The 19,463-nt window shown below is 41.2% G+C and carries 14 protein-coding genes and 1 pseudogene; 9 read left to right on the plus strand and 6 right to left on the minus strand.

What is annotated here, in order from left to right; genetic code table 11:
• Positions 1–9 precede the first annotated feature (9 nt).
• Together P162_RS13780 and P162_RS13785 are read left to right on the plus strand one after the other, a co-directional pair.
• Positions 10–1,803, plus strand: coding sequence for a glycoside hydrolase family 13 protein (locus tag P162_RS13780; protein ID WP_241077777.1), 1,794 nt, complete (start codon positions 10–12; stop codon positions 1,801–1,803).
• Between the two features lie 17 nt (positions 1,804–1,820).
• Complete coding sequence (locus P162_RS13785; protein ID WP_031428196.1) at positions 1,821–3,701, plus strand: alpha-amylase family glycosyl hydrolase; 1,881 nt, start codon at positions 1,821–1,823, stop codon at positions 3,699–3,701.
• Positions 3,702–3,704: 3 nt separating this feature from the next.
• On the opposite strand, the gene P162_RS13790 is transcribed toward P162_RS13785, so the two are convergent.
• Complete coding sequence (locus tag P162_RS13790; RefSeq protein WP_031428197.1) at positions 3,705–4,139, minus strand: hypothetical protein; 435 nt, start codon at positions 4,137–4,139, stop codon at positions 3,705–3,707.
• Between the two features lie 244 nt (positions 4,140–4,383).
• Complete coding sequence (locus P162_RS13795; RefSeq protein ID WP_031428198.1) at positions 4,384–4,707, minus strand: YbaB/EbfC family nucleoid-associated protein; 324 nt, start codon at positions 4,705–4,707, stop codon at positions 4,384–4,386.
• A gap of 212 nt (positions 4,708–4,919) precedes the next feature.
• Between P162_RS13795 and P162_RS13800 the strand changes: the two genes are divergently transcribed.
• From P162_RS13800 to P162_RS13810, 3 genes and pseudogenes are all read left to right on the plus strand, one after another.
• Positions 4,920–7,055 (plus strand): S9 family peptidase, encoded by a 2,136-nt coding sequence (locus P162_RS13800; protein WP_031428199.1) that lies wholly within the window; start codon positions 4,920–4,922, stop codon positions 7,053–7,055.
• A 70-nt stretch (positions 7,056–7,125) separates the two neighbouring features.
• Entirely contained in the window at positions 7,126–8,166 is a 1,041-nt protein-coding gene (locus P162_RS13805; protein WP_031428200.1) for a PLP-dependent cysteine synthase family protein, read from the plus strand.
• Between the two features lie 90 nt (positions 8,167–8,256).
• Positions 8,257–9,521 (plus strand): annotated as a pseudogene (locus P162_RS13810) (aminotransferase class I/II-fold pyridoxal phosphate-dependent enzyme).
• A gap of 111 nt (positions 9,522–9,632) precedes the next feature.
• On the opposite strand, the gene P162_RS13815 reads toward P162_RS13810, so the two are convergent.
• The gene (locus tag P162_RS13815; protein ID WP_031428201.1) at positions 9,633–10,394 is read right to left on the minus strand and encodes an alpha/beta fold hydrolase; all 762 of its coding nucleotides are present in this window, start codon (positions 10,392–10,394) and stop codon (positions 9,633–9,635) included.
• Between the two features lie 149 nt (positions 10,395–10,543).
• Between P162_RS13815 and P162_RS13820 the strand changes: the two genes are divergently transcribed.
• Positions 10,544–11,356 (plus strand): SDR family NAD(P)-dependent oxidoreductase, encoded by an 813-nt coding sequence (locus tag P162_RS13820; protein ID WP_031428202.1) that lies wholly within the window; start codon positions 10,544–10,546, stop codon positions 11,354–11,356.
• Positions 11,357–11,684: 328 nt separating this feature from the next.
• Here the strand turns inward: P162_RS13820 and P162_RS13825 are convergent, their stop codons facing one another.
• On the minus strand, positions 11,685–13,868 hold the full coding sequence (locus P162_RS13825) for a glutamine synthetase III (protein WP_031428203.1): 2,184 nt from the start codon (positions 13,866–13,868) through the stop codon (positions 11,685–11,687).
• A gap of 197 nt (positions 13,869–14,065) precedes the next feature.
• Between P162_RS13825 and P162_RS13830 the strand changes: the two genes are divergently transcribed.
• Positions 14,066–15,085: a glutamine synthetase beta-grasp domain-containing protein gene (locus P162_RS13830; RefSeq protein ID WP_031428204.1), complete on the plus strand. Its 1,020-nt coding sequence runs from the start codon at positions 14,066–14,068 to the stop codon at positions 15,083–15,085.
• Between the two features lie 161 nt (positions 15,086–15,246).
• On the opposite strand, the gene P162_RS13835 is transcribed toward P162_RS13830, so the two are convergent.
• The gene (locus tag P162_RS13835) at positions 15,247–16,203 is read right to left on the minus strand and encodes a calcium/sodium antiporter (protein WP_031428205.1); all 957 of its coding nucleotides are present in this window, start codon (positions 16,201–16,203) and stop codon (positions 15,247–15,249) included.
• 54 nt (positions 16,204–16,257) lie between these two features.
• Complete coding sequence (gene folP / locus P162_RS13840; RefSeq protein ID WP_031428206.1) at positions 16,258–17,085, minus strand: dihydropteroate synthase; 828 nt, start codon at positions 17,083–17,085, stop codon at positions 16,258–16,260.
• A gap of 65 nt (positions 17,086–17,150) precedes the next feature.
• On the opposite strand from folP, the gene P162_RS13845 reads away from it, so the two are divergent.
• Both P162_RS13845 and P162_RS13850 read left to right on the plus strand, forming a co-directional pair.
• The gene (locus P162_RS13845; RefSeq protein ID WP_031428207.1) at positions 17,151–17,705 is read left to right on the plus strand and encodes a DUF1599 domain-containing protein; all 555 of its coding nucleotides are present in this window, start codon (positions 17,151–17,153) and stop codon (positions 17,703–17,705) included.
• Positions 17,706–17,761: 56 nt separating this feature from the next.
• Positions 17,762–19,462 (plus strand): BT_3928 family protein, encoded by a 1,701-nt coding sequence (locus P162_RS13850; protein WP_031428208.1) that lies wholly within the window; start codon positions 17,762–17,764, stop codon positions 19,460–19,462.
• Position 19,463: the final 1 nt, after the last annotated feature.

Here is a 19,463-nt window from a genome sequence, read left to right on the forward strand (position 1 = left end):
TTTATTCAAATGACGCATGCGCAATTAAAACGTGTTGAACCGCCATTCTGGTGGTCTGGTATGCATATGGAAGAACTACAGATCCTTCTATACGGCGATTCGATTTCTGATTATGAAGTCAGCAGTGACGTTCTGGAGATTACAGAGGTTAAAAGTACCGAAAATCCCAATTATCTTTTTGTTACCATAAAGGCAAAAGATGTAAAGCCAGGGGAGTATAGCTTCCGTTTTAAGAAAGGCGGCAATACAGGCTTTATTCAGCAATATGTAATAAAAAAGCGAAGGGAGAATTCCGCTTTGCGGAATGGATTCAATAGCAGCGATATGATCTATCTGCTTATGCCAGACCGTTTTGCCAATGGAAATCCGTCTACTGATTCTGTTCCCCCCATGACCGAAAAGGCATCCCGAAAACAGCCCGGCGGCCGGCATGGCGGTGATATAAAAGGGATTATAGATCATCTGGATTACCTGCAGGACCTGGGTGTTACCACCTTATGGAGCACTCCACTCAACGAAGATAATGATGCCAACCATTCTTATCACGGCTATGCGCAAAGCGATGTTTATAATATTGACCCCCGTTATGGTACGAATGAGGAGTATAGGGAACTCGCTTCAGAACTGCATAAAAAAGACATGAAACTGATTATGGATTATGTGACCAATCATTGGGGAATAGAACACTGGATGATGAAAGATTTGCCCATGCACGACTGGATTCATCAATTTCCAGAGGGTTTTAAAAATACAAATTATAGGATGACGACGCAGTTTGATACGCATACCTCCATTATTGATAAGGAGATCAATGAGAAAGGCTGGTTTGTCAAATCCATGCCAGATCTTAACCAGAGCAACCCGTTAATGCTTAATTATCTTATTCAAAATGCCATCTGGTGGATAGAATATGCAGATCTTGATGGGCTGCGGGTAGATACCTATTCCTATAATGAAAAGGAAGGCATAGCCAAATGGACCAAAGCAATTATGGATGAATATCCAAACCTCAATATCGTAGGTGAAATATGGATGCACGAGCCGGCACATATTGCATACTGGCAAAAGGACAGCAAAATAGGAGCTATACAAAATTTCAACTCGCATTTGCCCACGGTGATGGATTTTCCGCTACATGATGTGATGGAGCGGCTTTTTGGAGAGCGACAGGACTGGGATACCGGCATGATACGCGCATATAATGTGCTGGCAAGCGATTTTCTTTACCCAGACACCAATAATTTACTCGTTTTTACCGAAAATCACGATACCCAGCGTACCAATACCAAATTGAAGGGAAGCCTGGCAAATTACAAACTTGCCACAACACTACTTGCCACAACACGGGGGATTCCGCAGTTATACTACGGTACAGAGATTGGTATGCAAGGAGATAAGGACAAAGGCGATGGCGATATACGCCGCGATTTTCCAGGGGGTTGGGAAGGTGATACAAACAATGCCTTCACGCAATCTGGCCGCACTAAAAAACAGGAAGAATATCATGCGTTCACTAAAAAACTATTCAACTGGAGAAAAAATGCAAAAGCGGTACATACGGGATGTTTGTTGCACTATGTGCCAGAAGAAAATGTATATATTTATTTTAGGATCCTTGAAGAACGGCGTATAATGGTCGTGCTGAACAACAATACAAACGATCAGGTCCTAAGGCTGGATCGATTTTCGGAAGGGTTAAATGGGAAATCTTCCGGAGTGGATATTCTCTCGGGAATTGAGGTAAATTTGAAAGATAAACTGAAAGTAACTGCCAAGACCCCAATGGTCATTGAACTGGATTAACTTTTGACCAACGGCATATGAAATACGCATCAACGATAAAAAAATTAGCAGCCGTCCTGTTAACCCTTACCACGCTTTCGTGTAAAACCGAATTGAAAAACACAAAAAACATGCAGAAAACAGCCCAAAAAGAAGTGATTTATCAGGTTTTTACCCGATTATTCGGTAATACCAATGAAACCAATAAACAATGGGGGACACTTGCCGAAAACGGTGTGGGAAAATTCAATGATTTTACGCCAAAGGCACTCAAGGAAATCAAAGATTTTGGGGCGACCTACATCTGGTATACCGGTGTTCCCCACCATGCGGTAATTACCGATTATACTGAATACGGAATTTCCAATGACGACGCAGATGTGGTTAAAGGCAGGGCGGGAAGTCCATATGCCGTCAAGGATTATTATCAGGTAAATCCTGATCTCGCCGAGGATCCAGCAAACCGCATGGAAGAATTTGAGGCGCTCATTAAACGAACACATGAAGCGGGCCTAAAACTGATTATTGATATTGTTCCCAATCATGTGGCGCGGCATTATGAAGGCAAAAACAATCCAGAAGGTGTGACCGATTTTGGTGCTGAAGATAGTACGGATGTGGTTTATGCAAAAGACAATAGTTTCTATTATATCCCGGGAAGTAGTTTTAAAATTCCCCATTGGCAAAATGGTTATGTTCCGCTGGGCGGAACAAAGGATTCCCTGGTAAATGGGAATTTTGAAGAAAACCCGGCAAAATGGACAGGCAATGGCTCCCGTGATGCACAGCCAGATCAAAATGACTGGTATGAGACCATAAAAGTAAATTATGGCGTAAAGCCTAATGGAACGACCGATTTTGATTCCCTTCCAGCCGATTTTAAAGATCGGGATCCTGAAGCGCATTTTGAGTTTTGGAAGGATAAAGAAGTACCAGGGTCCTGGAAAAAATTCAGGGATATTGCCCTATTCTGGACGGCAAAAGGCGTAGATGGTTTCCGTTACGACATGGCAGAAATGGTACCGGTGGAATTCTGGAGCTATATGAACAGCGCGATAAAAAGGAAGAACCCAGACGCTTTTTTATTGGCTGAGGTTTACAATCCCGCAATGTACCGCGACTATATCCATAAAGGAAAAATGGACTATCTGTACGATAAAGTTGAACTTTACGATACTTTAAAATATATCATGCAGGGCTACGGAAGTACAGATCATATCGCCCCAATTATTGAAGCCCAGCACGATATTGAAGGTCATTTGCTGCATTTTCTGGAAAATCATGACGAGCAGCGTATCGTAAGTCCAGATTTTGCCGGTAACGCCGAAAAAGGCAAGCCAGCAATGGTAGTCTCGGCAACGATAACAACGGCCCCCACAATGGTTTATTTTGGACAGGAATTTGGGGAACCGGCCAAAGAGGATCTTGGTTTTGGCGATCCCACGCGAACCTCAATTTTTGATTATGGATCTGTTCCCAGCGTCAGGAAATGGGTAAACAACGGAAAATTTGACGGTGGAAAAAACAGCGAAGAAGAGCTAAAATTGCGTGATTTTTATAAAAAACTGCTCAATTTCACCACAAATAGTCCTGCTTTAATGGGCGATTATGCCGATTTACAAAAATACAATAGGGAGCATACAGAATGGTACAATGATAAGGTTTACTCCTTTGTGCGCTGGTCTGAAGAGGAAAAACTGATCATTGTGACCAACTTTGACGCGCAGGATGCTTTTGGCTTTGAGCTTCAGCTTCCGCAGGAAGTAATCGCGCAATGGAATCTAGCAGACGGCAATTATAAAGTTACAGATCAACTGAACACAGAAAAAACCGGAAATCTCAAGATTACCGGTGGTAAAGGGCAGATTCGCATAGATGTTAATCCTTTGGAATCTTTTATATTCAAAGTGGGCAGTTAACTATTAGTTGGAAGCAGTTGCGATTTTCGCCTTGATTTCTGGAACTTCAAAGCAGATATTAAGTTTTTGATTTCCAAAATCGCGCGCCGCCTGCACATCTGTACCCAGGTGCAGGTCAATTTTTTTCTTATACCTGCGGTTCATTTTATCATTTACCTTAAAAGGTTCGTTAAAACCCTCAATATAGATCATCGTGCCATGAACCATCCCGCTATCTATTAGATCCCGGGAGATTGCAACAGAAGGGACATTGGGGTTGAGCGTATCTCCCCATGCGGTTATTTTGCCATTTGTCCCTATACGCGTCTGGTTGCCCAAACTGTTGTAAGCGGAAGCTTTGACCTCCATACATTTCATTTCCGGCGAATCTTTTTCATCGCAGGAAAGGATTAAAAGCAGGAATATTAAAGCGGAAATTTTTAGCGTAAAATTTTTCATGGCAGTTGGTTTTACACGTAAAATAGGGATTTAGGAGCGTAAATGCTTGTTTTTAAGACAAATATTAGGGTTTTTGGATTTCAAATGTTTCTGATTCTATAAATTATTTGGGGATTATGAACGGTAAATGTTCTATTAAATAACCACGTGAGAAAATATCTCTATAAAAAAGGGTTTATAAAAGCTGGCCATTCGTGACGACCAGAACTTTTATAAATCCTTTCAATGTTTCTATTCTAAAAAATTATTTGAACATATCCAGTCCCGGGATATCTGGCATGCCTTCTTTTGCAACTGCTGCAAGTTCGCCCTCATAATTATTTTTGGCACGTTCCAGTGCTTTGTTAAGGGTAAGGATCAGGTAATCCTCTAATTGCTCTTTATCTTCTAACAAAGAATCGTCAATGTCTATCGTTTTTATTTTTCCGGCAACACTAACGGAAGTTTTTAAAAGTCCGTCATTTGTTTTTTCATCAATATAAACGGTTTCAAGTCGTTTTTTTGTTGCTTCGGCTTTCTCCTGGGCTTCTTTGATTTTTCCCATCATGCCCATCATATCTCCCATCATAATTGTATACTTTTAAAGTTAGTTTAGTTTTCTGCGGTAATTTAAGGTAAGACCCTTTCGCCATTTCAAAAAGGACAGAATACCACATTTGCAAACAAAGCTAATTAAAGCCGCAAAAACAGATCGGCTAAATAACGTTTCTTTTTGATTGAAACGTAAATAAATCAGGCTCATTCTTCCTACATTTAGATAAAATCAAAATTTTCTTTTCAATGAAAAAAACCATACTCCTCATCTTGCTTTCTTGTACTTTTACACTTTCATTTAACGCTCAAAATACACAAGAAGTGCAACAATCGCCCACCCCTCCAGATGCAGAAAAAATTGCCAAGGAATTAGAAAAACACGGTGACAAACGTGTAGATGAGTATTACTGGATGAATGAGCGCGATACACCACGCGTGATGGATTACCTGAAGCGTGAAAATACCTATTACGACGTGATGACCTCGCATACCAAGCCTTTGCAGGAGAAGCTTTTTACGGAGATGAAGGCACGCATAAAAGAAGATGATGAGTCTGTGCCTTATAAATACAATGGCTACTGGTATTACCAGCGGTTTGAAAAAGGGCAGAACTATCCACTTTATTGCCGCAAACCTGAAACCCTGGACGCTCCAGAGGAAGTAATGTTTGACAACAATGCCATGGCAGAAGGTCATGCATATTTTGACCAGGCGGGCTATACGATCTCAGAAAACACAGAACTTGCGGCCTATTCGATAGATACGGTGAGCCGGAGGCAATATACCTTGCAGATCAAAAACCTCAAAACCGGTGAAATCTATCCCGAAAAGATTGAGAATACTACGGGCAATGCAATCTGGGCAAATGACAATAAAACCTTGTTTTACACGCGAAAAGATCCTCAAACCTTACGCAGTAGTCAGGTTTACAAACATGTTTTAGGCACCGCGGCCGATAGTGATACGCTTGTTTTTGAGGAGAACGATGAGACCTTTTCGGTGTATATTACAAAAACCAAGTCCAGGGAATATCTTATCATGGGATCTGGGAGCACATTGACCAGTGAAGCGCAATATACCAGTGCAAACGGACCAGATTTTGATTTTAAAGTCCTTCAACCACGGGTGCGCGGTCTGGAATATGATGTTTCCCACTATGGCGACTTTTTCTATCTGGTGACCAATAAAGACAAGGCAACCAACTTTAAGCTCATGAAAACCCCGGTCAATGCTACCACGCAGGAGAACTGGGAAGAGGTAATTCCGCACCGCGCGGAAGTATTGCTTGAGGATATAGAAATATTTAAAGACTATCTCGTAGTCGATGAGCGTAGCAAAGGATTGAACCAGATCAATATAAAGACGTGGGACAATACAGTGGATTATTATATTCCCTTCGATAATGAAACCTATAATGTCTATACCAGTATCAACCCTGATTTTGATACTAAAAAACTTCGGTATTCCTATAATTCGCTAAATACACCTCCTTCCGTGGTGGAATATGACATGGAAACCAAAGAAAAAATAGTTCTTAAAGAAGCAGAGATACTTGGAGGGGAGTTCAATAAGGATAACTATGAGACCAAACGGGTCTGGGCCACTGCTTCTGATGGTGTAAAAATCCCCATTTCGCTGATCTATAAAAAAGGAATGGAGCGTGACGGCGAGAACCCTTTGTTACAATACGCTTACGGAAGTTATGGCTATACTACAGATCCTTCTTTCTCATCGTCACGGTTGAGTTTGCTGGATCGTGGTTTTGTTTTTGCGATAGCGCATGTACGCGGTGGGGAATATATGGGGCGCAACTGGTATGAGGATGGTAAATTATTTAAAAAGAAAAACACGTTTACAGATTTTATCGCCTGTTCAAAATATCTGACCGGGCAGCGCTATACAAGTGCATCGCATTTGTATGCCTATGGAGGTTCTGCCGGTGGTCTGTTGATGGGTGCCGTTGCGAATATGGCTCCGCAGCTTTATAATGGTATCATCGCCGCAGTACCTTTTGTAGATGTGATCACAACCATGCTGGACGATACGATCCCGCTTACCACTTCAGAATATGATGAATGGGGAAATCCCAATGAGAAGGAATATTATGACTATATGTTGTCCTACTCACCTTACGATCAGGTAAAAGAGCAAAAATACCCTAATATGCTGGTAACCACGGGATACCACGATTCACAGGTACAGTACTGGGAACCGGCTAAATGGGTGGCAAAATTGCGCGATAAAAACCAGGGAGATGCCCTGATTTTATTTCATACAAATATGGATGCGGGTCATGGCGGTTCTTCCGGACGTTTTGAGGCACTAAAAGAAACAGCCGAAGACTATGCTTTTTTGATCGATTTAGAAGGAAAAACAGAGTAATTCGAATATTTCCCGTAACTTTACGGGATTTTTGAATCCAACTCAAAAAAGCAATACAATCAACTTTTTTATGAAAGAACATCTCAATGTTTATAATAACCTGCTTGGTCTTATTGGTAATACCCCTTTAGTGCGATTAAATACCATTACCAAGACTCTTCCAGGTTCTTATTTTGCAAAAGTTGAATCTTTTAATCCCGGTCAGTCTTCAAAAGACCGAATTGCCCTACATATTGTTGAAGATGCAGAACGTAAGGGCATTTTAAGTCCCGGCGATACCATTGTGGAGACCACTTCTGGCAATACCGGTTTCAGTCTGGCTATGGTGAGCATAATAAAAGGATATAAGTGTATTCTGGCAGTGAGTTCAAAATCATCAAAAGATAAGATTGATGCCTTGCGTACCATGGGGGCACAGGTTTATGTTTGCCCTGCACACGTAAAAGCAGACGATCCACGATCGTATTATGAAGTAGCAAAGCGTTTGCACAAAGAAAATGAAGGTTCAGTATATATTAACCAATATTTTAATGCGCTGAATGCCGAAGCCCACTACGCGACCACCGGCCCAGAAATATGGAATCAAACCGAAGGTAAGATCACGCATTTGGTAGCGTGCAGTGGTACGGGAGGAACAATTTCTGGAACTGCTCAATATCTAAAGGAACAGAACCCAGAAATTCGTATATTGGGTATAGATGCTTTTGGTAGTATTTTAAAAAAATATCATGAAACCCATGAGGTAGACATGAATGAAGTCTATCCTTATCGTATAGAAGGCTTGGGTAAAAACCTGGTTCCCACGGCAACCGACTTTGATGCGATCGATTATTTTGAGAAGGTAAGTGATGAAGATAGTGCGCACACGGCACGCGAACTTGCAAAAACCGAAGGTATTTTCGCCGGTTACACCAGTGGCGCAGCGATACAGGGTGTTAAGCAACTTGCCAAGCAGGGCGAATTTGATAAAGATAGCCACGTGGTTGTCATCTTTCCAGATCATGGCAGCAGGTATATGAGCAAAGTATATAGTGATGACTGGATGAACGCTCAGGGATTCCTGGATGAACAACAGCCAACGGCGACCAAAAAAATTGAGTATATAAAATAAATTTTTGGTGTATTGTATCAAATATGCCAGAGGAAAGATTTAACTGTGCAAAATATTCAATAATTTTGCACTTTGATTGAAAATGATTGTATGAAAGATTTATTCGACAAAATTTATAAGGACAAAGGTCCTTTAGGGAAATGGGCGGCGCAAGCCGAAGGATATTTTGTTTTTCCAAAATTGGAAGGGCCTATATCAAACCGTATGAAATTTAGGGGCAAAGAGGTAATTACCTGGAGTATCAATGATTATCTAGGTCTTGCGGATCATCCTGAAGTTCGTAAAATAGATGCTGAAGCTGCAAAAGATTACGGTTCTGCCTATCCCATGGGTGCACGTATGATGAGTGGCCATACAGACCTGCACGAGCAATTACAAACGGAACTTGCGGCATTTGTAAACAAAGAAGCTGCTTATTTGCTCAATTTTGGCTATCAGGGTATGGTTTCTACCGTAGATGCACTGGTTTCAAAGGATGATATCATCGTTTATGATATGGATGCACACGCGTGTATCATTGATGGTGTTCGCCTTCATATGGGTAAACGCTTTACCTATAAGCATAATGATATCGATAGCATCGAAAAAACCTGCAACGCGCCACTAAACTTGCTGAGCAGACCGGCGGTGGGATCTTATTGATCTCCGAAGGTGTTTTTGGAATGCGCGGCGAGCAGGGGAAATTAAAAGAAATTACAGATCTTAAGGAGAAGTACAATTTCCGTTTGTTTGTTGATGATGCACACGGATTTGGAACACTTGGAGCAACTGGTGCAGGAGCCGGTGAAGAGCAGGGCGTTCAGGATAAAATAGACGTGTATTTTGCAACGTTCGCAAAATCTATGGCCAGTACCGGAGCGTTTATCGCGGCAGATCAGGAGATCATTGATTATTTAAAATACAACCTGCGCTCACAGATGTTTGCAAAATCTTTGCAGATGCAACTTGTCGTAGGGGCTTTAAAGCGTCTAGATATGTTGCGCACCATGCCAGAACTTCGTGAAAAGTTATGGGAAAATGTGAATGCGCTTCAAAACGGACTTAAAAAGCGTGGTTTTGATATAGGTACCACACAGAGTTGTGTAACACCGGTTTATCTAAAGGGAAGTATTCCTGAAGCTATGGCACTTGTTAAAGACCTACGTGAAAATCACGGTATCTTCTGTTCTATCGTAGTTTATCCCGTAATTCCAAAAGGATTGATTTTATTACGTTTAATACCTACCGCAACACATACATTGCAGGACGTTGAAGAAACGCTGGATGCATTCTCCGCAATCAGGGAGCGTCTGGAAAACGGTGTTTACAAAAAACTTTCCGCAGGGGTTTCCGCCGCTATGGAAGAAGCTGAATAGGTCGTCATAAGCGTATAAAATTATTTTCAGCTTTTCTAAAGCTTAAATAATAGAGTAAAAAAAGCCCGAAAATCATTGATTTTCGGGCTTTTATTGTGTTTTTCTGATCTATTAATAGACCTGTTTACAGGTGTTGATTATTATGTCAGCGAGTTCTTTTGGGGCTTCCATTGGTATCAAATGGCCTATCTTTTTCAGCACAACTACTTTTGGATCGTTGAAGTAAGGTTTTACTTCCTCTTCTATCCATTTCATTGGGATAACGGGGTCATCTTGTGAACAAACAATCGTAGTGGGGGTATTCCCCTTTTTAATATGGGATGATACATCATTGTTCATTCCGGTTTCCAGCCACCAGTCCCACGTTTTATCATCTATCTCAAGTTGGGATGCAACTGCATGTTGAAACAGTTCGTCATTTAATGCTGCTACAGTTGCATTAGAAACCGTGGTAATAGCCTCCTGGCGATCAGGATGTTTGAGCATACGTTTTTTTTCTTCCACAGGCATTTTTTCAACCGTAGGAGGGGAAGGGGCGATAAGCAATAAATGCTGTGGTGGGTTTTTAGAACGTGCGGCGGCATAAGCGACTATTTTAGCACCCATAGAATGCCCGCACAAAATATACGTGTCCAGTTTTAATGCTTTTATTCGCGCTTCAAGATTTTCGGCAAAAGCCGAAATGGAAATGCGGTCTAAAGGTTCTGTATTGCCAAAACCGGGAAGATTGATCAAATAGCACGTAAAATCGTTTTTTAGGTATTCGGCAAGCCATTGCCAACTTTCAGCATTGCCGCCAAAATAATGGACAAACACCATGTTTTTATCTCCATTGCCCACTTTTAGGCAGTCATTTTTTTGTTCTTTTTTCATAAAAAATAGCAATTTTTTGTTCTTTTTCTTAGCTAAAAGTACTGTTTTGAATACAGAAGTTTTGACACTTTTCAGCCGTTAACATATATATAAAAGTAGCTATACCTATTCATTATAATGTATTTTTAACGAACAAAAAAAATTGAAAAATGGATTTAAAAATTAAAAACAAAGTTGCACTCATTACAGGCGGCGATTCTGGCATAGGCTTGGAAACTGCCAAATTACTTCTTAGTGAAGGAGTAAAAGTTATATTGAGTGATAAGGATCAATCTGACTTAGATGAAGTCATCAAAGAGTTGAAGAAGGAGACCAATACCGAAAATTTGTATGGTATGGCGGCTGATCTTTTAGACAATGATGCAGTAGTTGCTATGGCAGAAAAGGTCAAAAAAGATTTTGGCGGAATAGATATTTTAGTAAATGCGGCCGGAGCCAGGGGTGCTGCCGGGGATTTCCTCACCTTAAGCGATGAGGACTGGATGGAAACCATACAGATAGATCTTATGGGAGCCGTGCGTATTGCCCGGGCATTTATCCCACAAATGCAAGGTAAAAACTGGGGAAGAATCATTATGATCTCTTCAGAAAATGCCATGCAACCTTACGAAGAAGAGAGCCCGTACAATGCATGTAAAGCAGCGATTATCAATTTCGCCAAATGCTTATCACGTATTTATGGAAAAGAAAATATACTTACAAACACCGTTTCACCAGCTTTTATTGAAACGCCCATGACCAATGCAATGATGGAAGATCTTGCGGAAGAAAAAGGAGTTTCTGAGAAAGAGGCTGTAGATTGGTTCTTGAAAAACAAACGCCCACACCTGGAAGTACAACGTCGTGGTCAACCAGAAGAGGTTGCTGCAGTTATTGCTTTCTTATGTTCTGATCAGGCCAGTTTTGTAAACGGTAGCAATTACCGGGTAGATGCTGGTGCAGTAGAATCTGCATTCGGATAAAAACACCGAAAACAATTAAAATCAATCAAAAAACGCCTAATAATTATGATTATTAGGCGTTTTTACTTTTCGTTTTATTGAGCATTCTACTGACTTCTATATCTTTAAAAAATACCTCAAATTTTATATTGGTAAATATATTACACTATTTTTTGGGCGTTTCCCTGCGGGTCGGGCTTTATGTTGCAATCTTTTTGCTCGTACCTTACAAAAAGGATTTCCACTTCAATCCCTAACGCAAATTTAAGTCAATAGACTATACCATTAGATTATTTCAATATAGAACTACGCATTTTATTCATCCAGAAATCGATATAAGATAGCGCTACTACCTAAAAAACAATAATTCCCTACTTTTTGTAAGTGGCCAGAGTTTGTCTTCGACCAGTAATTCCAGTTTGTCACAATGGTAGCGCAGCGTCTCAAAATAGGGTTTTACCTTGTGGGTATATAGTTTTGCGCGGTTATTTAGGTCTAATTGATTTGCCTCCTTACGCGTTTCAATCATTGCCGTAATATCGCTGTTGATTGCGCTCAGGTGATTTGAAATGGATTCAATAAGCTTCATTTGCTCGGCGGCAAGAGGTTTGAATTCCTTACCGTAAATATCCTGTAAACCTTTCACATTCTTAATAAGTATGTTCTGATAGCGAATAGCGGTGGGTATAACATGGTTACGTGCAATATCGCCCAGCACACGGCTTTCTATTTGTACACGTTTTACGTATTCCTCGAGCTCAATTTCCTGGCGCGCATTGATTTCTGTAGCGTTCATGACGCCCATTTTCTCATAAAGCTTGATCGTCTTGGGATCAATTTGAATTTTTATCGCGTCAAGTGTGGTTCTGTTATTGCTTAATTTCCGCTTTGCGGCCTCTCTGATCCAGGCTTCACTATACCCATCGCCCTCAAAACGTATTTTTTTAGACGCTTTGATATATTCCCTGAGTGTATTAAAAATCGCTTCATCTTTTTTTAGACCCTTTTTATCAATGAGTTTATCCACTTCATTTTTAAACTGAATCAATTGATTGGCCACAATCGTATTCAATACGGTCATGGGTTTTGCACAGTTGGCGGTTGAGCCCACCGCGCGGAATTCAAATTTATTGCCCGTAAATGCAAAAGGCGATGTGCGGTTGCGGTCTGTATTGTCCTGAAGAATCTCAGGTATTTTGCCCACCACATTCAATTTAAGGTCTGTTTTTTCCTGTGGTGAAAGTTTGCCGGTGGTAACTTTTTCCAGTTCGTCAAGCACTTGCGTAAGCTGTTTGCCTATAAATATCGAAATAATAGAGGGCGGCGCTTCGCTGGAGCCGAGCCTGTAATCATTACCAGCAGAGGCCACCGAAGCACGCAGGAGTTCCTCATGATCGTGAACGGCTTTAATGGTGTTGACAAAAAAAGTAAGGAACTGAAGGTTTTTAGTGGGTGTACTGCCCGGACTCAATAAGTTGGTTCCCGTATCTGTCGCCAGGGACCAGTTGTTGTGTTTGCCGCTTCCGTTGACCCCTGCAAAGGGTTTTTCATGAAAAAGTACCTTTAAATGGTGTTTTTCGGCCACTTTTTCCATGATATCCATAAGCAGCGAGTTGTGGTCTACCGCTAGGTTGGCTTCCTCAAAAACCGGAGCCAGCTCAAACTGGTTTGGCGCCACTTCGTTATGGCGTGTCTTGACCGGAATACCAAGACGGATACTTTCATATTCAAGTTCCCGCATAAACTGAAAAACGCGTGATGGTATACTGCCAAAATAATGATCGTCGAGTTGTTGACCCTTAGCCGAAGCATGGCCCAAAAGCGCCCGGCCGGTCTGGCTAATATCAGGGCGGGAGGCGGCAAGAGAGGCATCAAGCAAAAAATATTCCTGCTCCCACCCTAAGGTGGCAGTTACCTTTTTAACCGATTTGTCAAAATAGAGCGCAACCTGTGTTGCTGCTTCATCCAGGGTATTTAATGCGCGCAGCAGCGGGGTTTTGTTATCAAGCGCTTCGCCGGTATACGATACAAAAACAGTGGGGATGCAAAGCGTTGAACCTAATATAAAGGCGGGTGAGGTGGGATCCCAGGCCGTATAGCCGCGTGCTTCAAATGTATTCCGAATCCCGCCATGCGGAAAAGAAGACGCATCAGGTTCCTGTTGTACCAGTTGGCCACCATCAAACTGTTCAATGGCAAGTCCATCTAAGGTAAGGTCAAAAAAGGCATCGTGTTTTTCTGCGGTGGTACCGGTGAGGGGTTGAAACCAATGCGTGTAATGGGTGGCGTTTTTGCTTATCGCCCATTGTTTCATCGCAGCGGCCGTGCTATCGGCAATTTTTCGGTCAATTTTTGAACCTTTTGATATGGCTTCTTCTACCGCCTGGAATCCTTCCGAAGGAAGAAATTGACGCATGGCACTGGTATTAAATACGTTACTTCCAAAATAAGTTGATTTTTTTTCATCGTCCTTAAAGGGAATGGCTTTTTGAGACCGCGCCTGCATAACGGATTTATATCGAATTGTTGACATTTTACTTAATTTTCAAGAATATGTAAAAAAATAGGGTGTGCTAAAATATATATAATAATTTACCCTCTATTTTTATAGGATGTCTTGCAAATATAATTATTTTAGAAGCTACCGCCCCTCAAAAATTTAGGGGCAGATTCATAATAATTCTTATATTTGTTATAAATCAACATTAAAACAAAACAATTTATAGTCTTATGGCCAAACCAGTGAAATCAAAATTAGAATATTTATGGTTGGATGGATACGAACCCACTGCCAACTTAAGGAGCAAGACTAAAGTCGAAGATGATTTTAGCGGAAAGTTAGAGGACTGTCCCATATGGTCTTTTGACGGTTCTTCAACACGACAGGCTGAGGGTGGATCTTCTGACTGTTTATTAAAACCCGTAGCTATCTATCCAGATCCAGCCCGTAAAAATGGCTATCTGGTAATGACAGAGGTTCTCAATGCAGACAAAACACCTCACGTTTCTAACGGTAGGGCTACCATAGATGACGAGGATGATGATTTCTGGTTCGGTTTTGAGCAGGAATACTTTATAATGGACAAAGAAACCGGCTTACCGTTAGGTTTCCCCGTAGGAGGATATCCTGGCCCACAAGGTATGTACTATTGCTCTGTAGGTGGTAAAAACACACACGGTCGTGGTTTTGTAGAAGAACACGCAGATCTTTGTATAGAAGCTGGCCTTAACTTTGAAGGAATCAACCAGGAGGTTGCCAGTGGACAGTGGGAATTCCAACTTTTTGCTAAAGGTGCACAAAAAGCCGGAGATGAAATCTGGGTAGCGCGATACCTTTTACAACGTCTCACCGAAAGTTATGGTTGGTATATAGAGTATCACCCTAAACCGGTAAAAGGAGACTGGAACGGTTCTGGTATGCATGCCAACTTCTCCAATTCTACTTTACGTACCTGCGGTGATAAAGAAACCTACATGAAAATTTGTGAGGCCTTCCGTCCTGTGGTAAAAGAGCATATTGAAGTTTATGGAGAGTTTAACGATCAGCGTCTTACCGGTAAGCACGAGACCGCGTCCATACACGACTTCTCTTACGGGATTTCAGACCGTGGGGCATCTATACGCATCCCTATTATTACAGTAGAAAAAGGGTGGAAAGGCTGGTTAGAAGATCGTCGCCCGGCTTCTAATGGTGATCCATACAAAATTGCTGGTAGAATCGTAAAAACGGTTAAATCTGCAGATGTTTAAATTTATCTGATTCTTCAGAATACATATATATTGAAAGTCCGCTTTTTATTGGAAGCGGACTTTTTTTGTGTTTATGGGAAAGAAAATAGGCCAAAAAGCTCCAGAAAACCTTATTTATAGCCAAAAAACAGCCGTTTTTAGGTGTTTTTAAGGATAGAAGGTTACAGTAATACCGTTAAGGAAATAAACACACAGTACAGTCCAAAAAGCAGGAGTCCTTTCCATCTATTAAATATTTTGAAAGGCTTGATAAGTGCTAAAGGGAGTAGAACAACTGCAAAACCAAGCAGCCAGAAAATGTTACTTGATAAAATAAGTGGATCTATGACATCAATAGGTGTAATCATAGCAGTTATGCCAAGTACAGATGCTATGTTGAAAATATTGGAACCTATTAAATTACCAAGCGAAAGAGCTTCTTCTTTTTTAATTACCGCCATGACAGATGCTGCCAGTTCAGGAACACTCGTACCAATGGCCAGTACGGTTACCGCAATCGCATAATCGCCCACGCCCAGCATTCTGGCGAGCGTGGTAGCTCCAGAAATGACAAGTTCAGAACCAAAATAAAGTCCGGCAGCGCCTATGATTAACCAAAGAATGATCTTAAAATAAGATGTTTTAGGAACAACATTTGTGGCATTTTCTATTTCCTCATTTTCAGTAATGCGTTTTGCCCTTGTTCTTTTGATCAATACAAACAGGTACACTAAAAGTCCCACAAATAAACCGATGCCTTCAATACGGCTAATGACCGAGTCATTGAGCAAAGCCAGATAAAGTGCCATCGAGAACAAGACCATTACCGGCCAGTTAAACCTAAAAAAATCCCGATCTACTTTAAGGCTGCCCAGTAGGGCGGTGATTCCCAGTACAAGTCCCAGATTTGCAATATTGCTACCTATGACATTTCCCAGGGAAATATCTGCCAGACCGTCCAGGGCTGCCTGAAGGCTGACAAGCAACTCGGGCGCAGAAGTAGCAAAAGAAACCACGGTAAGTCCCACGAGCATTTTAGAAAGATTGAACTTGAATGACAGACCTACCGCAGACCGCACTAAAAATTCACCACCTATAACCAGAAAAACCAGTCCTAACAAAATATATAAAATGCCCATAAAACCTAATTAGAAGTGCGAATATACTCAAAACCAAAAGACATCTAAAACCCACTATTCTGCCAGGTTTTCAAGTAGTTTTACGGCTTCAATAGCCGGTTTTACATCATGAACGCGTACTATCGTAGCGCCCTTTTGCAGTGCAATCGTGTTCAAAACAGTGGTGCCATTCAATGCCTGGGAAGGTTCCAGCTCCAGAGTTTTGTAAATGGTTGATTTACGTGAAAGCCCAGCCAATAGTGGAAAGTCTAAAGCTTGAAAAAGTTCCATTCTGGAAAGAAGTTCAAAATTTTGATTTATTGTCTTGGCAAAGCCAAAACCCGGATCAATAATAAGGTCATTGATGCCCTGTTTTTGAGCTTCAGCAACGCGTTCACTAAAATAGAAAAGAACATCTTTCACAAGGTTATCATATTCCGTTAAGGATTTCATGGTCTGCGGAGTGCCACGCATGTGCATCATAATGTAGGGAACCTGAAGTTCTGCCACGGTTTTCAACATGTTATCGTCTAACATTCCCGCGGAAATATCATTGATAAGCGCTGCTCCCGCTTCAATACTTTGCCTGGCAACCCTGGCCCGAAAAGTATCTATGGACAGTAAAATGTCAGGAAATCGTTCAAGCAATAAGGTGATGATAGGCAGCAGGCGTTCCAATTCTTCTTCTTCACAAACATGATCAGCTCCCGGTCTGGAACTGTACGCGCCAAGGTCTATAAACGTAGCGCCTTCAGAAAGCATGCGTGCCGTTTGATCAATAATGGACTCATTATCGGCATACTTGCCACCATCATAAAAGGAATCTGGGGTAAGGTTTAAAATCCCCATTACAACGGGTTTTTGTAGCGGTATTAAACGCCCTTTACAGGTAATGCTTTTCATTATATGGCGAAGATTTTTTTAAATTGGCTATTTTAGGCGAAATTTACGCAAAATGAAACGCATTGATGAGCCAGACCGATAAACAATATGACGATGTGATAGCCTCCTGCAGGGCACTTTTTGCAAAAAAAATGGAAGATTATGGTTGTGCGTGGCGTATATTACGACTGCCATCGCTTACTGATCAGATCTTTATAAAAGCCCAGCGCATACGGGGCTTACAGGAAAATGCGGAGCAGCGCGTAGCGGAAGGTGATGAACCAGAATTTATAGGAATTATTAATTATTGTATCATGGCACTTGTACAACTTGAGAAGGGCGTCGCAAAACAACCTGACCTCAATGTTGAAGATACCTTAAACATTTACGACGCCAAGGTAAACCAGACGAAGACCCTCATGCAAAATAAGAACCATGATTATGGTGAAGCCTGGAGGGATATGCGCATAAGTTCCCTAACCGATTTGATTTTACAGAAATTATTGCGCGTAAAACAGATTGAGGATAATGCAGGCAAAACGCTTATTTCTGAAGGTATAGATGCCAACTATCAGGATATGATAAACTATGCCGTTTTTGCCCTTATTTTAAAAGGCGAACAAGCAGGAAAATTGGAGTAATAACCATCGAAAATAGGTGAAAAACGCCTTATTTTCAGTCAAAATCGAGTCATTTTTTGAAGATACTAGTCAATATTTTAAGGATAATTGTAGGGGTTTTGTTCATCATCTCCGGGTTTGTAAAATTGAACGATCCGGTAGGTTTTTCCTATAAATTGCAGGAATACTTTAGTCCGGCGGTATTGGATCTTGATTTTCTGAGTCCGTACGCACTGGGACTTGCCATTATACTTGTAATTGTAGAAATGGTTCTGGGAATCGCCCTGATCATAGGTTATAACAAGATGTTTACGCTATGGATGCTTCTGGCGATGATACTGTTTTTTACTTTTCTGACTTTTTATTCCGCATATTATAATAAAGTTACCGATTGTGGCTGTTTTGGAGATGCATTGCCGTTAACCCCATGGCAATCTTTTACAAAAGATGTAGTGTTATTGCTAATGATTGTGATATTGCTGGCCGGCAGTAAATTTATTGAACCCTTTTTCACCCGTTTTGGCCGTACCATTGCCATTTTTATTTCATTCGTGGGAGCGATGTGTTTTGGATATTATGTGCTCATGCACTTGCCGTTGATAGATTTTAGGGCATATCACGAAGGTGCAAATATTACAGAGGGCATGCAGGTTCCGGCGGGTGCAGCAGAAGCTATTTTTGACTATAACTGGAAGTTCAATTTAAACGGAAAGGAAGAGATCATCACCACCCAAGGCGATTATCCGGAGCACAAAGGTGAATTTATAGGTGTAGAAACAGCGATGGTACAGCAAGGATATTTACCGCCTATTCATGATTTTAGTATTGAAAAAGACGGCGAAGATTTTACCGAACACTATTTAAATACCGAAAATCTATTGGTGATCGTCGCCTACGATATTGCAAAAACAGAATGGAACGGTTGGCCGAAAACCAAAGCAGTTGCAGATGCCGCCTTAAAAAAAGGATATACCGTTATAGGACTTTCAGCTTCCGGAGAGGAGGCTACCCAGGATCTGATAGACAAGCAGAAGCTGAATTTTGAATTTTACAGTACAGATGCGACCACACTCAAAACCATTATACGTAGCAATCCGGGAATCTTAAAACTGAGCAAAGGAACAATTCTGCAAAAAAAACACTGGAATGATGCAGAAGATATCATGCTGGAAACATTGCCTACCGCTAAACCTAATCTTAATCTTTCGCTCAAATTCAAGTTGGATACCATATCCCGCCTGGGCGAGCAATTTAGTGATCTGGAAAAACTTGCGTTGACTCAAAAAAAAACAAATACGCAGCCAAATGAAAGAGGAAAAGACGCAAATGAAATAGAACTTTCAAGACTGCTGGGGGTAAGCAACCTTGATTTTGTAATGTCTTATTTTGATAAGGGAATTTACCCAGGAAAAGATCTTGTAGGAGAACCCACAAACCTTGTACCGCTTAAAATATTGAGGAAAAATTCACAGTATATATCCCAATATTTGGATTTACTAAAGAGAGCGGGGAGGGCAGGGCAACTTCCATACACCTATGTTGCAGAAATTGAAGATCGGTATTTAATGCAACAGGGAAAACCCCAAATTTATGGTACTCAGGCTCGGGTAACAAGAAACCATGGAGCCTTCATCTGGCCCATTGCAGAACCAGATACCGTAAACCAGCGCCGAAAAATTGCCGGTTTTAATCAGGAAATTGCTGATTATGCAAAGGAATTGATAGGTTCAGAATACCAGTACCGGGCGCTTACTATTGCCCAAATCGAAAAACTTTAGA

The organism is Flavimarina sp. Hel_I_48 (genome assembly GCF_000733945.1).
In the GTDB taxonomy this organism is placed as follows: Bacteria; Bacteroidota; Bacteroidia; order Flavobacteriales; family Flavobacteriaceae; genus Leeuwenhoekiella.

Bases quoted from the DNA above. Each gene is read 5' to 3' on its own strand.
- P162_RS13785 (WP_031428196.1), top strand. From the start codon at position 1,821: ATGAAATACGCATCAACGATAAAAAAATTAGCAGCCGTCCTGTTAACC.
- P162_RS13805 (WP_031428200.1), top strand. From the start codon at position 7,126: ATGAAAGAACATCTCAATGTTTATAATAACCTGCTTGGTCTTATTGGT.
- P162_RS13815 (WP_031428201.1), bottom strand. From the start codon at position 10,394: ATGAAAAAAGAACAAAAAAATGACTGCCTAAAAGTGGGCAATGGAGAT.
- P162_RS13790 (WP_031428197.1), bottom strand. From the start codon at position 4,139: ATGAAAAATTTTACGCTAAAAATTTCCGCTTTAATATTCCTGCTTTTA.
- P162_RS13845 (WP_031428207.1), top strand. From the start codon at position 17,151: ATGAGCCAGACCGATAAACAATATGACGATGTGATAGCCTCCTGCAGG.
- P162_RS13780 (WP_241077777.1), top strand. From the start codon at position 10: ATGACGCATGCGCAATTAAAACGTGTTGAACCGCCATTCTGGTGGTCT.
- P162_RS13820 (WP_031428202.1), top strand. From the start codon at position 10,544: ATGGATTTAAAAATTAAAAACAAAGTTGCACTCATTACAGGCGGCGAT.
- P162_RS13795 (WP_031428198.1), bottom strand. From the start codon at position 4,707: ATGATGGGAGATATGATGGGCATGATGGGAAAAATCAAAGAAGCCCAG.
- P162_RS13835 (WP_031428205.1), bottom strand. From the start codon at position 16,203: ATGGGCATTTTATATATTTTGTTAGGACTGGTTTTTCTGGTTATAGGT.
- P162_RS13800 (WP_031428199.1), top strand. From the start codon at position 4,920: ATGAAAAAAACCATACTCCTCATCTTGCTTTCTTGTACTTTTACACTT.
- folP (WP_031428206.1), bottom strand. From the start codon at position 17,085: ATGAAAAGCATTACCTGTAAAGGGCGTTTAATACCGCTACAAAAACCC.
- P162_RS13825 (WP_031428203.1), bottom strand. From the start codon at position 13,868: ATGTCAACAATTCGATATAAATCCGTTATGCAGGCGCGGTCTCAAAAA.
- P162_RS13830 (WP_031428204.1), top strand. From the start codon at position 14,066: ATGGCCAAACCAGTGAAATCAAAATTAGAATATTTATGGTTGGATGGA.